Source organism: Granulicatella sp. HMSC30F09, assembly GCF_001806915.1.
GTDB classification, from domain to species: Bacteria; Bacillota; Bacilli; order Lactobacillales; family Aerococcaceae; genus Granulicatella; species Granulicatella adiacens.
Genome location: NZ_KV786422.1, coordinates 1 through 16,414 on the forward strand (window position 1 = coordinate 1; position 16,414 = coordinate 16,414).

The following is a 16,414-nucleotide window of genomic DNA, read 5'->3' on the forward strand; positions in this document are numbered from 1 at the left end:
ATTAATTGTCTAACTTTTTGGGGTCAGTACAGAATGAGTCCTTTTTATTTTTAAATAACGAGAAGAAATTTGATGTGTTTCACCAAAATTGGGGATGTTTTTAAAAGAGGAAGAGTGCTAGAATGAAGGCATAGTATTGGGGCAATAGAATAAAGGAGCGGATGAAGATGGAAAATTCACTAGAGGTTATTTTAGAGAGAACAAGTTGGTTTAGACAGGCTCGATTTGGAATGTTTATTCATTTTGGACTGTATGCCATTCCAGGAAGAGGAGAATGGATCCGTAGCAATGAAAAAATGACGATTGAGGACTATCAACCCTATTTTGAAGCCTTTAATCCTACAGAATTCAATGCAAGGGAGTGGGCAAAAGCTGCAAAAGAGGCAGGGATGAAATATGTTGTGTTAACCGCAAAACATCATGATGGTTTTTGCTTATTCGATTCAGCGTACACGGACTATAAGATTACCAATACCGCTTTTGGACGAGATTTAGTAAAGGAATATGTAGAAGCCCTGAGAGCAGAAGGGCTACGTGTAGGATTATACTTTAGTTTACTAGACTGGTATCATCCAGATTATCCTAAATATGAAGATCGCCACCATCCCATGAGAGGAAATAAGCAGTATCAAAATGAGCAAATCGACTTTGATCGGTATTTAGAATTGATGCATCACCAAGTCGAGGAACTAGTTACCAAATATGGAAAAATTGATATTCTTTGGTTTGATTTTTCGTATGGGGAAATGTTTGGAGAAAAATGGAAGGCAAGTGAATTAATAGAGCTGGTTCGCAAACATCAACCGGATGTAGTGATTGATAATCGATTAGAGACTTCCGGGGAAGGATTTGGCAGCATTGCTACAGAGGAGATTCATTCTTATTCTGGAGACTTTGTTAGTCCTGAACAAATTTTACCCCATGAAGGGATTCGGAATGATAAGGGAGAGTTATTACCTTGGGAATTGTGTCTTACGATGAATAATCACTGGGCGTATCATCCGTCTGACAAACTCTTTAAAAGCTCTAAAGTTCTTATTCGCAAATTGGTGGAATGTGTCAGCAAGGGTGGAAATATGATTTTAAATGTAGGACCAGACGCTAAAGGAAGATTCCCAAGAGAAAGCATAGAAATTTTGCAGGAAATTGGACAGTGGATGAAGAGCAATGGAGAATCTATCTACGAAGGAGAATTAGTGAATCTGCCAAAACCGGAATGGGGTTATTATACAAAGAAAGGGAAAATGTTGTATGCCCATGTGTTTGAACAACCTATTGGTCCGATTGCGTTAACAGGGATCGATAAAGAGCAGATTGAACGGTTGAGTTTCGTCCATGATGGTAGCGAAGTAAGGATTTCTAACAGTTGGACTACTTTAGCTTTTCAAGACATTTGCTTTGCACAATATGGAGAAATTGGAGCTTACACCTATCCATTACCTGATGAGGTGGACAGTGTTATCAAAATCGAATTAAAAGAAGAAATCTAATGGTATAATGAATGAGCAAAGGAGGGGTTAGGTGTTAGAACACTTATCTTTTAAAGGCGAGTGGAGAGAGTATCAAAAGCGCATTTTAGAAAAGAGCGATTCGATTATGGCGGATGGTCATATTCACTTAGTGGCGGCCCCAGGTTCTGGGAAAACGACGCTAGGAATTGAATTTATCCGTCGGAACAGTAATCCTGCGCTCATTTTAGTGCCGACTGTGACGATTCGTCAACAGTGGGTGGACCGTATTCGTGAAGCGTTTCTAGATGATGAGAGTCTAGCCGATGAAATGATTTCGCAAAATCTCAAACAGCCAAAGACGATTACCGTTGCGACGTATCAAGCGTTGCACAGTGCCATCAACCGTCTGGAAGGCGACGCGGAAGTTGAGGATACGGACGATGTCGTCGAAAACGAGCATTTTGATTTTAAAGGAGTAGATATCGTTGGGCTCTTTGAGGAAGCAAATCTTGGAACATTGTGCCTCGACGAGTGCCATCACTTACGAAATGAATGGTGGAAGAGTCTGGAAATCTTCCGCAAATCCTTTGCGGATATAAATGTGATTTCGCTGACGGCAACACCTCCATATGAAGGAGAGCCTGCACTGTGGGAGCGTTATGTGGCCATGTGTGGAGAAATCGATGAAGAAATTACCGTCCCAGAACTCGTCAAAGAGGGCAGTTTGTGTCCGCACCAGGACTATGTGTATTTCTCTTTCCCAACGAAGGAAGAAGAGAATCAACTCGATCAGTTTTCTACGCAGAAGAGAGCCTTTTTGAAAAATCTATCCTCTGATTCGATGTTTTGCGAGGCGGTGAGAACTAGCCGTGCGCTCGATGGAACCATTTCGGAAGATGAACTCTTAAACGAACCGAAGTATCTCTCGGCTACACTGATTTTTCTACGTCATAAAGGAATCGAGTTCCCGAAACAGTTTCAACAATTACTAGGGGCAAGCCGCCTTCCGATGTTTGACTTGGCGTGGTTTGAAATCCTCTTACAAGGAATGTTGTTTGATGTACCACATTGGTATGATTTATCCGAAGAAGACCTGAAAGAGTTAAAGAGTGAATTGAAATCTCTGGGGTTAATCGACCGCAAACAAGTACAGTTATGTCGCAATAAAAAAATAGACCAGCTATTGAACCAATCTCTTGGAAAATTAAATGCCGTCAGAGATATTTTTAAGGCAGAATACGAAACATTAGGCAGCGACTTGAGACAATTGATTCTAACCGACTTCATTCGAAAGGACTTTGAGGCGCACTTAGGAAACCCAGAAGTTCAATATAGCCAACTGGGCGTATTGCCCTACTTCGAAGTCCTTCGTAGAGAGTTTGAGGAACAACAATTAGACGTTCCTATGGCCGTTTTAACAGGAAGTCTCGTGATTATTCCAACAGGTGTAAAATCGCGTCTAGAGGCTGTTTTTGGAGCCGATAAGATTACCTTCCAACCAGTCGGACAACTAGACGAGAAGGACTATGTGAAGGTCCGTTTAGTAGGTTCGCAACATGATTTAGTCAGCGCCGTGACGCAGCTCTTCCAAGAAGGGCATATTCATGTCGTAATTGGGACAAAATCGCTCCTAGGGGAAGGATGGGATGCGCCGTGCGTGAACTCATTGATTCTCGCTAGCTTTGTCGGAAGTTTCATGCTCAGCAATCAGATGCGAGGGCGTGCGATTCGTATTTGGCCGGAAAATCCGGATAAAACAAGCAGCGTTTGGCATCTTGTGTCCATTAATCTGGTGGAGAAAAAACTCTTCAAGAAGGAAGAAGACGAAGAGGTTGCTGTCGGAATCGATAGTCCGGATATGGAATTGTTGCAGCGCCGCATGAAGCAATTTTTAGGCCTACACTATAATGAGAACACGATTGAATCGGGCGTGGATCGATTAGACCTTGGAAAGATTGAGTTTACGAAGAAGAATTTAACAAAACTCAACCAAGAAACCATCAGCCGCTCGCGTAACCGCGAAGAGTTGAGAGAGCGCTGGAATGAATCTCTTCCGCTTCTAGAAGATATGGAAGTCGCTAGTGAAGTGCAAGTGGACAAGGCGTTCTTGCCGACCGTTCTTCTAACAGATGCACGAAAAATTCTCACCTACGCGCAAGCACTTGTACTGACGGAATTGATTGTCTATTTATTTCTCGATTTTGTAAAAGGACCGTCCCAACTCTTTTATCCAGTGGGGATTTTATCGCTCATCGTGTTAAATATCGTCTGGTTGAGATATTTCCTTTACAAGAGTCCGTATAAACGCCTCGAACTCTTTGCGGAATCCATCCGAAAAGCCTTGCTTGCATCAGGACACTTGCAGACACAAAACTGCAAGGCTAGAGTCGTTCGTGAGGATAAAGATTCTTTTCAAACAGCCACTTATCTAAAAGGGGGAACCTTGCGTGAGAAGGAACTCTTCGCACAGGCGTTATCGGAATTCTTTGCTCCAATTGAGAACCAGCGCTATATTCTAAGAGCTACGACTAGGGTCAATGATCAAACAAAATATTTTGCCGTTCCAAGTATGTTTGATAAACGTAAAGAAGACGTCGTCGCTTTTGTAGCCAACATTGAAAAATACATTGGCAAGTACGAAATCATATACACTCGTAATGTAGAAGGCCGTCATATTCTCTTGGATGCACGTCTGAACGCATTAGGAAATAAACAAGAGCGAACTTTCTCTAAGAAGAAAGTCACGTCTAAATTAAAATAAACTTATAAAGAATCTAGCCAGGAAATCGACTAGATTCTTTATGTTTTTGCGGTAAAATCCTTGCATTCTCCTTCAAACTGTTGTAAGATATCTGAGTACGAAATTTTAATATTTGCTGGAGGGGTAGCGAAGTGGCTAAACGCGGCGGACTGTAAATCCGCTCCTTCGGGTTCGGCAGTTCGAATCTGCCCCCCTCCACCATTGGGGTATAGCCAAGCGGTAAGGCAACGGACTTTGACTCCGTCATTCGTTGGTTCGAATCCAGCTACCCCAGTCCTGCAGGCACCGATTCTGGTGCCTTTTTTGTTGCCCAAAAGCCGCCTCTCAAAAGCACCCACCTTGTCCTTCCCGTCCCTCCGCCTGAAACAATTTGTAATTTACTTATTCACTCAATATGTGATATGTGCTAAAGGAAAATCTATAGAAAGCAGTAATTAAATGGAGTCTCAAAAGAACTCCTAATGGATTTCATCATAATAACAATAAGGTAATCGCAAGCAATGCGAATTACTGAGGGTTAGCGATTGATCACTTACCCTCAGTTTAAGGCTTGCTACCCTTGAGATGAAGGCTCGAGGGGGTGCCGTTATTGTTATAATGATGAAAATAATCCATAGGAGTTCTAAGAGACTCCATTTATTTTTCAATACACTTTTTATTATGATTTTCCTTTAGTACACCAATCATCCAAAATCTGTCAAAAAATAAGAAAATTTACGAATAATTTCACGAATGGGCTAAAATTTCCTAACAATAGGAAAAGATTTTAGGTATAATAGATGTGAAGAATTTGGTATAGTCAAGTTGAGATGGAGGGGATTTTTATGAAACAGCGTCACCAACAGTTATTGCAACTACTATCTCGTCAAGAATGGATGAAAGGGAGAGAGCTAGCGACCTGTTTGGGTGTGAGTACTCGAACGGTTCGACTAGATATTGAACATATTAACCAAGAAGCTCCTCATATCATTCAAGCAAATCGTCAAAAAGGGTACCATCTCGTAGCCTTTCAACAAAACAGATATATTACACCATTGAATATGACAAAGACTCCTCAGGACAATGAAGAACGCAGTGTCCATTTGTTAAAACAACTATTGTTTAAAGAGGATGGAGTGTTCATTGATCATTTTTGTGAACAGTGTTTTGTAAGCGCTAAAACTTTTGAGTTAGTTCGAATTCGTGTTCAACAAAAATTGCAAGAATATGAAGGTCTGTCATTACAGTTGAACAATGGATTTTTACAATTAGAAGGATCTGAAACGAGCAAAAGAAAACTGTATAGAAATCTATTAAAAAAAGAAGTGGGAGAGGACTTTTTAAATAGTAGCGAGTTAATGCAAGTATATCCAGAATTGGATATGGAACATATTCAGTCAATCATTTGGGATGAACTAAAGCATAATTGCTATTCTATTCGTAAGTCACTGATGCCATTTTTACTTCTTCATATAGGGATTGTATTACAACGGATTAAAGTGGGACATACCGTTCAAGAATTCTCGCAGGATGAATTGGATTTGGAAGTAGAGTATCAGATTGTACGCTCTATTTTCTCCAAAATTCTAGAAGAAACAATCATTCCAGAAGCTGAGGTGGTATCTTTTGCCAAACTTTTAAAAGCCTATCATAACTCTGATGCCGTTGAATCAAAAATTTCTTTTCGTGGAGAAATAGTCGATTTAGAAGAAGTAGTTAGACAAATCGGGGAACAGCTTTACAGTATCATGGGGGTTTCTTTTATAGAACAAGAGGATTTCACCATGCGTTTCCAATTGCATTTACAAGGATTTTTGGAACGAGTACAGCTGAATTTGAGCTTACCTAACGTCTATGTTCAAACCTTTAAACGACAATACCCTCTAGTATTTGATACGGCCGTATCGATTAGTCAATATTTGATGTCAGCCTTTCAATGTGAGATGACAGAGGAGGAAATAGGATTTATCGCTCTACATATTGGAGCAGCATATATGCAGCGAGTTAAACCGCAGAAATTACGTGCGATTCTTATTGCGAATACACAGTATCCACTCATTGCAGGGAGTGTTAGTCGCATGAAAGATCAGTTTTCTCATCGTTTAGATTTTGTCGTGGAGCAGAGTACATTTACGACTGATTTATCCGAATTCTACGATGCAAACTTGCTCATTACATTTGACCAAATAGAGCATCCCCTCGAAATTCCAATGGTTCGCTTAGGACTTTTCTTTAATACACAAGATGAAATTCAGCTCATAAAGGTGATGAATACTTTAGAGACAGAACAAATGAGTCATAAGATTCGCTCGCAAATCGGGAATTTCATGAGTGAAAAGTTCTTTTATGCGAACATCCAGCCCAATAATCGAGATGAATTACTCCGTGAGATGGGACACCATTTAATTCAAGAGAATATCGTTACGAAGGAGTTTCTAAACTCAGTTCTGGAGAGAGAAAATTTATCTTCGACGGATTTTGATTATGCATTAGCGATTCCTCATCCATTACGTCCAGAAAGTAAACGATCAATGATTTCGATAGCCGTTTTAAAAGAACCCATTCAGTGGAATCATTTCCCTGTTAAATTGGTTATTTTACTGGCACTCAAAGAAGAGGATATGGAGTTTATGCAGCTGTTTCTAGGATGGTTAGGAAAGCAGTTAGATTCTCCAGAAAAGATGATGTCATTATTAGAAGCAAAAAATGTGGAATCATTTATAGAAGCGATTCGATAGAAAGAAGGAGGAATAAGTATGGAAGGTATCGAATTAGTCTGTTTCAAGATGATTAGTGCCTTGGGGGCTGCAAAATCCAGTTTTATGGAAGCTATCCAAGAGGCTAAATTAGGAAACTTTGATAAAGCTAGAAATTGTATTGAAGAAGGTTCCAATTTTCAAGTGGAAGGCCATGAAGCGCATTTTGGTCTTTTACAACAGGAAACTTCTGGAGATCCAGTGACATTATCATTGCTATTGGTCCATGCAGAAGATCAATTAATGAGTGCAGAATTTCTAAAGATTACCGCAGAAGAAATTATTGCGCTATATGAACGTTTAGAAGCTATCAAATAATAGAAAAGAAAGGAGGAAATAGAGATGAAAAGGATTTATTTATTTTGTAGTGCGGGAATGTCCACAAGTCTAGTGGCAAGTAAAATGCAAGAAGTTGCGGATAAGCATAATTTGCCTTTAGAAATAAAAGCGTTTCCAGATCCAAAACTAGATGCTATTTATGAACAATATCATCCAGATGTTATTTTATTAGGGCCGCAAGTGAAATTTAAATTTAATGTGGTACGGGATAAATATGAACCAAAAGGCGTTCCAGTAGATGTTATCAATTTGGAAGATTACGGGAATGTCGATGGAGAACGTATTTTAAAAAGAGCTATACAATTATTGAAATCAAAAAAATAGGAGGTCAGTGACATGTTTTCTAAGTTAGAAAAAGTAATGGGTAGAGTTGCTGAAAAACTTAGTACGAACAAAGTGCTCGTAGCTATTCGTGACGGTTTCTTAGTAGCAACACCATTAATTATTGTGGCATCTATTTTCTTAGTGATTGCAAATTTCCCTGTTCCTGGATACAGCGAATTTATAGCCCAATTCTTTGGACAAGGCTGGGAAAAATCAATGGATGCGGTGATTGATTCAACATTTAGTATTCTTGCTGTACTAGGTGCTGTTGGTATTGGGTATGCTTATGCGAAGCAATTAGAAAGTGATCCGATTGCAGGGGGAGCATTATCCCTAGTCTGCTTCTTAATTATGACACCTAAAGTTCATCCCGATTTTGTGAATGCAACTACCAACAAAGTGTTTAATGGATTCTCTCTAGGACATTTAGGATCTGCAGGGATGTTCTTAGCAATGATTACAGCGATTGTTTCAGTTCGCATTTTCGTCTTTGTTCAAAAACGCGGTTGGGTCATTAAATTACCAGATGGGGTACCACCAGCAGTTTATCAATCATTTGCAGCATTGATCCCAAGTATGTTTGCAATGTTCTTCTTCTTTGCAGTGTACTTATTATTCTCATTAACAGAGTATCAATATGCACATACATTCATTTACAAGATTTTACAAGCACCATTATTAGGTTTTGGTAGAAATATCTTCTTTGAACCAATCTATCAGTTCCTATCTACATTGTTCTGGTTCTTTGGTATCAATGGACCTGCCGTAACGAATACGGTATTTAATCCAATTCACTTAGCTTTAACAACAGAAAACTTAGAAGCGTTCAAAGCAGGACTTCCATTACCAAATATTTTTACAGGTCCATTTGGGGACTTCTTTGGTAACTTTGGTGGTGGAGGTAGTACTTTATCACTAGTATTCCTTATGGTCTTCCTTGCTAAATCAGAACGAATGAAGAAACTAGGTCGATTAGCCATCATTCCTGGTATCTTTGGAATTAATGAAATGGTTACATTTGGTTTGCCTGTTGTATTAAACCCAATTATTGCAATTCCATTTATATTAACACCTTTAGTAAATATTGGATTATCAACACTTGCGACCTTATGGGGAATCATTCCTTATACGACGGGGGCATCTCTTCCTTGGACAACACCATTCTTCTTCTCAGGTTGGTTATCAACTGGTAGCATTGTAGCGGGATTCTTCCAAATTGGATTAATTATTATCGGTTGCTTAATCTACTATCCATTCTTTAAAGCATTAGATAAACAATACTTACACGAAGAAGAAAATGCAGGTATGTTAAAAGGCGATGAGCTAGATGATGTTGACTTAAACGACTTATCTTTTGATGATTTGTAATCTTTAGAAAAAAGGAAGTCATTAATTTCATAATGAAGAGGGTGGTATGCGGGGAACGGCATGGCCACTCTTTTTCATAGAGAGGGTGAGAGTATGCGAGTGTTATTACTTTTTGATCAAATTCAAGCAGGATATGGTGGAAAGGAACGCGCAGATACGGAACTAGGATTAGAAAAGGGAGGAATCGGCTCCTTTTTAATGTTCAAAGATGAATTTACAAAAGCAGGATTAAGTGCGCTAGCGACGATTTATTGTGGACCTGATTATTTTCAAGCGCATAAAGAAGAGGTCATCCATAAGATTCATAATCTTATTTTGAAAACGAAAGCTGAGGTACTATTTGCAGGCCCGTGTTTTAATTATGATACGTATGCTCAAATGGCTGCGGAAATTGCATTAGCCGTACAAGAACAAACGGATTGTAAACCCTATGTGATTTGTTCAAAAGAAAATGAAGAAACGATTGCGAATTTTAAAGATAAAATCATTATGTTAGAAATGCCTAAAAAAGGAGCAGTAGGATTGCGCGAAGCTTTAAGTGGAGCCATTGCGATTATTAGTGGCGAAAAAGAAGCGCGGTTGCAACAATTTCAATAAAAGAGGTGAAGAGTCATGTGGGGAATGATTGCAACATGGAGAATGGCACTAGAAGGAATTCAAAAAGTAACCCCTAGTCTTTCTAAGGAAGGAGTTGCAGGGGACGCCATTGAAGGAGCGATTAAAGAAGTAGAAGATTTTCCTTATTTTAAATCTGTAGGATATGGTGGTCTTCCAAACGAAAAAATGGAAGTGGAACTGGATGCCGCTTATTTAGATGGAAGTCGTTTTGATTTTGGAGCAGTATGTGCGATTAAAAACTTTGCCAATCCAATTTCGATTGCAAGAGAACTCAGCCATTATAAAGTGAATAATGTGCTCGTAGGACAGGGAGCGCAAGAGTTTGCTAGAAGCCGTCATTTTGAAGAAAAAGAGATGCTGACGGATCGGGCCAAAATTCATTATCATAATCGCTTAAAGGATTTAGAACAAGAGCAACTTTCTCCATATGCAGGCCATGATACTGTAGGAATGGTAGCATTAGATACGCATGGAGATATGGTTGCTGGAACGTCCACTAGCGGACTTTTTATGAAGAAACCTGGTCGAGTGGGCGATTCTCCGTTCATTGGCTCAGGACTTTATGTCGATAGTACCATTGGCGGTGCAACGGCGACTGGACTAGGAGAGGATTTGATGAAGGGAGTTATTTCTTACGAAATCGTCCGCTTAATGAAAGAAGGGCTCTCTCCTCAAAAAGCGTGTGAAAAAGCGGTGAAAGAGTTGGATGCTCGGCTAAAGAGAACGAGAGGAGAAGCAGGGGATATTTCAGTGGTTGCGATGAATCGAAATGGAGATTTTGGTGCAGCGACGAATATCGATAACTTTTCATTCGTGGTAGCTACCAAATCCTTAGCGCCAACGGTATTTCGAGTACATCCTCAACCAGATGGCACAATGTCTCATGAGCTAACGTCTAAAGAATGGTTGGAATCGTATTTAGAAGAAAGAATGAAGCCTTTGGAGGTTAAAGAATGAATCGAGAAGAGTGGATTAATCGACTAAAAGAAGTACAACCAATGCTTTTTGATGGCTTAAGACGAATGGTGGCGATTCCTAGTATTCGAGGAAAAGAGGAACCCGATGCCCCATTTGGAAGAGGACCTAAACAAGCGCTAGAAGAAGTTTTAAAAATTGCAACAGAATTAGGGTTTCACACTAAAAATATCGATGATAAAATTGGGTATGCCGAATATGGAGAAAATCGTGCAGATGGTGCTTATTATGGGGTTTTTGGTCATGTGGATGTCATGCCTCTTGGGGAAGGATGGAATTCTCCGCCACTTAGTTTAACTCTTCGAGAGGGGAAATTATTTGGAAGAGGAACTTTAGATAACAAAGGGCCCATTTTATCGAATTTATATGCTCTATATGTGTTGAAGGAAAATGGAGTGACCTTTGACCGTCCCGTGCGAATCGTGTTTGGGACGAACGAAGAGACCGGATTTGGATGTGTGAAGCACTATCTCACTAAAGAAATTCCGCCGACGTTTGGGTGGACGCCAGATTGTAAATGGCCCGTTGTATACGGGGAACGTGGAAGATTAAAAGTAAGAGTATCTGTGCCAGAATCAATGGTGGCAGATTTGTATGATTTTGCAAATTGTAAATTATTGCATACAAATCACCGTGGCGAAGAGCTTGGGATTGCCTATCATGATGAAGACTTTGGGATGATGCAACTAAGGGGAGAAACCTTTGGGATAGAAGAAAATCAGCATTATGTGGAATGGACGATGTGCTATCCTGCCAGTTGCACAAAATCGGATTTATTAAACCAAATCACTGCGCATATTCCAGAAAAGGCGACATTAGAGGTTATTTCCCATTGGTCTCCAGTGCTGTATGATAAAAGTTCTAAGTATGTCCAAGCGCTTCAGCAGGTATATACTGACGTTACTAAAAGCGATAGCATTCCTGTCACGACCACAGGGGGTACCTATGCAAAAATAATTCCTAATATTATTGCGTATGGGCCAAGCTTTCCAGGTCAAAGAGATATTGCGCATCTACCAAATGAATGGATAGGGGTCAAGGACTTAGAAACGGATACGATAATTTATGGACTGGCACTCTTAGCGTTATCGAACATGAAAGAAGGTATGAAATGACCATTGTAGAAGTATGTGCGGGAAGTATTGAAGATTGCCTCATTGCCCAAAAAGAAGGAGCTCACCGCATTGAATTAAATAGTGCGTTGTTTCTAGGGGGATTAACCCCCAGTTTAGGAACATTGAAAACAGTGATTGATAAAGGAGTGACACTCCCTATCATCTGTATGGTTCGCCCGCGCGGAGCAGGTTTTTGTTACACTCAGGAAGAATTTGAAAGTATGATGTTGGATGCAAAACTATTATTAGAATCCGGTGCAAGTGGACTCGCTTTTGGATTTTTGAAAGAAGATAAAACGATTGATTGGAATCGTACAAAACAAATGATTGACTTATGTCAGCAATTTCATGCAGAAAGTGTATTTCATAAAGCTTTTGATATTGTTCCTGATGTATATGAAGCGATTGAGGGATTAATTCAATTAGGATGCACGCGCATTTTAACAGGAGGACAACAAGCTAACATCGAAGAAGGGATCCCTTTACTAAAGAAATTGCAAGAAAAATATGGTGAAGAAATTCAGCTCCTTTGTGGGGGTGGTGTGACTAAAGAGAATATTCAATATTTAATCCAAGAAACAGGAATTCATCAAATACACGGTAGTTTTAAAATGTGGAAGGTTGATCCAACGACAAAAAATCATGGAATGAGTTATGCCTATCACGAAGGTGGAGACTACGAACAAACGAATGAACTTTTATTAAAAACAGTAATGGCACTTATTAATCGTTAGGAGGAGTTAAAATGGGTAAAAGAATGCTGAATTGTGTTGCGAGTGACTTTAAGAAACTGAGAGGGAACGCACTGAAAAAAGCGATTGAAGCAGCAGAAGGTAGAACGGTCTGTTGTGAAACAGTTTGTGTGAGACCGACGTTTTTGAATGAACTATCCAACGCAGAAATTGCAAAAGCATTTGGAGCGGATATGGTCTTATTAAATGGATTTGATTGTTTCGACCCACTGATTTTTGGAGCAGAAGAAAGTGAAAATCCAGTGCAACGAGTTAAAGATCTCAGTGGATTGCCGATTGGAGCTAATTTGGAACCAGTGGACGAGCATGCAGAAATGTTAGAGTCGAGAATTGAAATTGCCCCCGGAAGAAAATGTACAGCTGAAACAGTATCTAGAGCTGAAAAACTCGGTTTAGATTTTATTTGTTTAACTGGAAATCCTGGTACAGGGGTGACGAATGAAGCTATTGAAAAATCTATTTCGATGGCAAAATCTCATTTTACAGGAATCGTGATTGCTGGAAAAATGCACGGAGCGGGCTCAAAGGAACCTGTTATGAATGAAGAAATTGCGAAGAGGTTTATTCAAGCCGGAGCAGATATTCTATTAGTGCCTGCAGTCGGTACTGTACCAGGGTTTACGGATGAAGAACTAGTGGCCATCGTTAAAGTGGCTCATGCGAATGATGCACTTGTATTATCTGCGATTGGAACAAGCCAAGAAGGGTCTAGTAAGGAAGTAATCGAACAAATCGCCATCCGCAATAAGGTAGCTGGCGTGGATATTCAACATATTGGCGATGCCGGATACGGTGGGTTAGCAACCATAGAAAATATTTACGCGATGTCAGTTGCGATTCGAGGGGTTCGTCATACGGTAGCTCGTATGGCACGCTCAGTAATTCGATAATAAAAAAGAAGAGCACACTAGCTTTGAGGGCTGGTGTGCTGGTTTTTTGTGTAGAGTTTTATAGGTACAAAGTGCAGTGGAGTACATTGGAGTTGATATTGCAATGTCTTATATTACATATACTACAATACAAATGGCAATGCCCACATCCAAATCCTTCGCACTGTGAAGGATTTTGCACGACTATACAAGTCGCTTACGTCCTTAGGCATCACCATATTTATACGCATCCACGTATACGCAGTAGTTTATTGACTTTCTTTTCATCACTTGTGATTCAAGAAAGTCTAATAAACTTTGCGGGCGAAAGACTACGAAGCGAAAAAGACTCGCACTGCGAGTCTTTTTCTAGCTTCTGTCTTTCTGCCTAGTTGTTTTGTAAATCCTCTACTTCGGCTACGGAGTAGTCTTTTTTCTCGAGGCCATCGACGATTTGTTGAAGGGTGTCTTTTGAAACACCTGCTGGTAATGTGATCAATAGACGGCGTAAGCTTTTATCTTTTTCAGTATCGATAGTCATTACGTTTGCGATAGATGCGTATTTGTTAATCACTTTAGAGATGTTAGCAAGGGCTCCTTTTTCACCACCTGAAATAATGGTCAATACATAAGAGCCGTTTTTCACGTTCCAAGATTCTTGAAGCATGCCAAGGAGACTGCTGTGTGTCAAGATTCCGTAGAAACGTTGTTGTTTATCTAAAACAGCAATATAAGGTAATTCTTTGATCGTAAAGAATACTTTGAAGAAAGAACTATCTACACTAATAAACTTCGTAGAATTCTTAATGAGATGTGTAACAGGAAGGCTCATATCACCGCCGTTTGCTTTATGGCGATAAATGTGCATTTTATAAATATTTCCTCTAAAGAAAGTTTCTGTTTCATCTAATACAGGCACACAACGATATCCTGATTCTTCTAAAATCGTAATGGCTTCTTCTAACGTGCATGATTCTTTAACAACCGTTAGATTCTTTTTTGGAACTACAAGAGATTTTAATAACATATTCATTCCTCCTATATATGTCTTTCTTAATAATAGTACCATTTTTTGAGAGAAATGTAACTAGAAAAGTGAAGAAATGATGAGAAAATGAGAATGGATAGAGGAGAAAAACGATAAAATGAAGATTCTAACATTAAAGAACCATTACAAAAAAATACTAAATCTTGATTTTTCATCAAAAACTGATATGATATCTCTATACCATTTTCAATAATGGGTAAAATCTATAGTTAAAAGGGGTTAACAAAATTATGACAGCTGATTCAGATGGGAGTTCGTTGGGAGTCCAGATCTTAATCATTGTATTATTAACTGCATTAAATGCATTTTTTGCTGCAGCGGAGATTGCGTTTGTGTCTATCAATCAAGGAAAAATGGCACAAAGAGCGCAAGAAGGAGATAAAAAAGCAATTAAAGTAATGCGCTTGTTAGAGAATTCAGATGAATTTCTCGCAACAATTCAAGTAGCGATTACATTTGCTGGGTTCTTCTCGAGTGCGTCTGCAGCAACAAGTTTCTCTTCACGAATTCAACCATTATTAGGAAACATTCCTGGAGCCGAAACATTAGCATTAGTGATTGTGACGGTCGTTCTATCATACCTCACTTTAGTTTTTGGCGAATTATATCCAAAACAAGTGGCGTTACAAGTGGCAGAACCCATTGCGTTACACACTGCAGGAATTATTTTGTTTGTCAAAAAGATTGCAAAACCATTCGTTTGGATTTTGACGTTCTCAACAGGATTATTAAAACGAATGACACCAATTGAATTTACTAAGGTGGAAGAAAAATTAACACGAAGCGAGATGAAGTCTCTACTTGCCAATAGCCGTAACGACGGTGCGATTGATATTTCCGAGTTTGCGATGATGCAAGGAGTACTTTCTCTAGATACGAAACTTGCACGTGAAGTGATGGTTCCTCGTACGGATACGTTGATGCTGGATGTCGACGATGAGTTAGCGGAGAACCTAGAGATTATCTTGAATTGCTCCTATTCACGTCTTCCTCTTTACGAAGAAGATAAAGATACGGTTATAGGGGTCGTTCACGTGAAAGATGTCTTCCGTGCTGCAAGAGAGCAAGGATTTGACAATATTGATTTACGTGCCCTAGCGCATGAACCAGTATTTGTACCATCGACAATTTTCGTAGATAATTTATTAGTAGAATTTAGAAAAACGCGTCAACACTTAGCGGTATTAAAAGATGAATACGGCGGGGTTGAAGGGATTGTTACATTAGAAGACTTGATTGAAGAAATCGTCGGAGATATCGAAGACGAGTACGATGAAGAAGAAAAAGAAATCGTAGAAATTGACGAAAACAATTCGGTGATTGATGCCGGAATATCGCTCGATAGATTCAATCAAATTTATCAAACGTCATTAGAGTCTGATGAAGTGGACACAATGGCGGGTGCGATTATTGAAAAACTTGGCTACTTCCCAGATGATGATGAGGTAGTGAAGGTGAGATTCGAAGGGTACATGTTACAACCGACAGAAATCGAGAATGATCGTATTCGTAAAATCCATGTTACCAAACTTTCTGAAGAAGAACTCGAGCAGCTTCTTGCCGAAGATGCCCAGAATGATGACACCGTTGAAGATGATGAATAATACAAAAGGAGGGGGTAACCCCTCCTTTTTTGTGCTGTAAGTGCTAAAAATAATAAAAGTAGACTTGCGTCTATCTGTTAGATTCCTCGGATATCTTCATAATAGTGAAAATGGGGCACCGGATTGAGCCTTACGTCTCAAATCCTACCAAGCTTCAAACTGACTCTAGGAAATGAATTTCTAGAGTCAGTAATTCACATTGGTCGCTATTCTCCATTATGACTACTATAGAATCCGGGAATCTTCCAGATAGACCATTTTTTATGAGCATACAAAAAGAGGGGCGTCGCCTTTATAGTTCTTCACGGTTTGTGTTGTAAATGAAAAAGAGCGGGGAATAGACTTACGTCTATCTTACAGATTCCTCGGATGTCTTCATAATAGTCATAATGGGGCACCGGATTGAGCCTATCGTCTCAATTTCTACCAAGCTTCAAACTGACTCTAGGAAATGA

At 39.5% G+C, this 16,414-nt stretch carries 13 protein-coding genes and 2 tRNA genes; 14 read left to right on the forward strand and 1 reads right to left on the reverse strand.

Annotation, left to right across the window (positions count from 1 at the left end):
* The first annotated feature begins 167 nt into the window (after positions 1–167).
* From HMPREF3103_RS04130 to HMPREF3103_RS04190, 13 genes are all read left to right on the forward strand, one after another.
* The gene (locus HMPREF3103_RS04130) at positions 168–1,490 is read left to right on the forward strand and encodes an alpha-L-fucosidase (RefSeq protein ID WP_070437409.1); all 1,323 of its coding nucleotides are present in this window, start codon (positions 168–170) and stop codon (positions 1,488–1,490) included.
* Between the two features lie 31 nt (positions 1,491–1,521).
* Positions 1,522–4,212 carry a DEAD/DEAH box helicase family protein gene (locus HMPREF3103_RS04135; RefSeq protein WP_070437413.1) on the forward strand — a complete coding sequence of 897 codons (2,691 nt, stop codon included), beginning with the start codon at positions 1,522–1,524 and terminating at the stop codon, positions 4,210–4,212.
* 117 nt (positions 4,213–4,329) lie between these two features.
* Positions 4,330–4,413 (forward strand) — tRNA-Tyr (locus tag HMPREF3103_RS04140).
* 1 nt (position 4,414) lies between these two features.
* Positions 4,415–4,486 (forward strand) — tRNA-Gln (locus HMPREF3103_RS04145).
* Between the two features lie 550 nt (positions 4,487–5,036).
* Positions 5,037–6,929 (forward strand): BglG family transcription antiterminator, encoded by a 1,893-nt coding sequence (locus tag HMPREF3103_RS04150; protein ID WP_049555714.1) that lies wholly within the window; start codon positions 5,037–5,039, stop codon positions 6,927–6,929.
* A gap of 18 nt (positions 6,930–6,947) precedes the next feature.
* Positions 6,948–7,265 carry a PTS sugar transporter subunit IIA gene (locus tag HMPREF3103_RS04155; RefSeq protein ID WP_005606545.1) on the forward strand — a complete coding sequence of 106 codons (318 nt, stop codon included), beginning with the start codon at positions 6,948–6,950 and terminating at the stop codon, positions 7,263–7,265.
* 24 nt (positions 7,266–7,289) lie between these two features.
* Positions 7,290–7,610 carry a PTS sugar transporter subunit IIB gene (locus tag HMPREF3103_RS04160; RefSeq protein WP_070437416.1) on the forward strand — a complete coding sequence of 107 codons (321 nt, stop codon included), beginning with the start codon at positions 7,290–7,292 and terminating at the stop codon, positions 7,608–7,610.
* A gap of 12 nt (positions 7,611–7,622) precedes the next feature.
* Positions 7,623–8,978 carry a PTS sugar transporter subunit IIC gene (locus HMPREF3103_RS04165; RefSeq protein ID WP_005606541.1) on the forward strand — a complete coding sequence of 452 codons (1,356 nt, stop codon included), beginning with the start codon at positions 7,623–7,625 and terminating at the stop codon, positions 8,976–8,978.
* Positions 8,979–9,071: 93 nt separating this feature from the next.
* Positions 9,072–9,575 (forward strand): GrdB-related putative oxidoreductase, encoded by a 504-nt coding sequence (locus tag HMPREF3103_RS04170; protein ID WP_070437419.1) that lies wholly within the window; start codon positions 9,072–9,074, stop codon positions 9,573–9,575.
* 15 nt (positions 9,576–9,590) lie between these two features.
* A complete protein-coding gene (locus HMPREF3103_RS04175; RefSeq protein ID WP_070437420.1) occupies positions 9,591–10,553 on the forward strand; it encodes a glycosylasparaginase in 963 nt (320 codons plus the stop codon).
* Positions 10,550–11,686 (forward strand): Sapep family Mn(2+)-dependent dipeptidase, encoded by a 1,137-nt coding sequence (locus tag HMPREF3103_RS04180; protein WP_070437423.1) that lies wholly within the window; start codon positions 10,550–10,552, stop codon positions 11,684–11,686. Before HMPREF3103_RS04175 ends, HMPREF3103_RS04180 begins: the two co-directional genes overlap by 4 nt.
* Positions 11,683–12,420, forward strand: a complete 738-nt coding sequence (locus tag HMPREF3103_RS04185) for a copper homeostasis protein CutC (protein ID WP_070437426.1) — start codon at positions 11,683–11,685, stop codon at positions 12,418–12,420. Before HMPREF3103_RS04180 ends, HMPREF3103_RS04185 begins: the two co-directional genes overlap by 4 nt.
* 11 nt (positions 12,421–12,431) lie before the next feature.
* Positions 12,432–13,328 (forward strand): DUF7916 family protein, encoded by an 897-nt coding sequence (locus tag HMPREF3103_RS04190; RefSeq protein ID WP_070437429.1) that lies wholly within the window; start codon positions 12,432–12,434, stop codon positions 13,326–13,328.
* 367 nt (positions 13,329–13,695) lie between these two features.
* Here the strand turns inward: HMPREF3103_RS04190 and cbpA are convergent, their stop codons facing one another.
* Positions 13,696–14,334, reverse strand: coding sequence for a cyclic di-AMP binding protein CbpA (cbpA, locus tag HMPREF3103_RS04195; RefSeq protein WP_039849006.1), 639 nt, complete (start codon positions 14,332–14,334; stop codon positions 13,696–13,698).
* Between the two features lie 251 nt (positions 14,335–14,585).
* Between cbpA and HMPREF3103_RS04200 the strand changes: the two genes are divergently transcribed.
* Positions 14,586–15,959 (forward strand): hemolysin family protein, encoded by a 1,374-nt coding sequence (locus HMPREF3103_RS04200; RefSeq protein WP_070437432.1) that lies wholly within the window; start codon positions 14,586–14,588, stop codon positions 15,957–15,959.
* Positions 15,960–16,414: the final 455 nt, after the last annotated feature.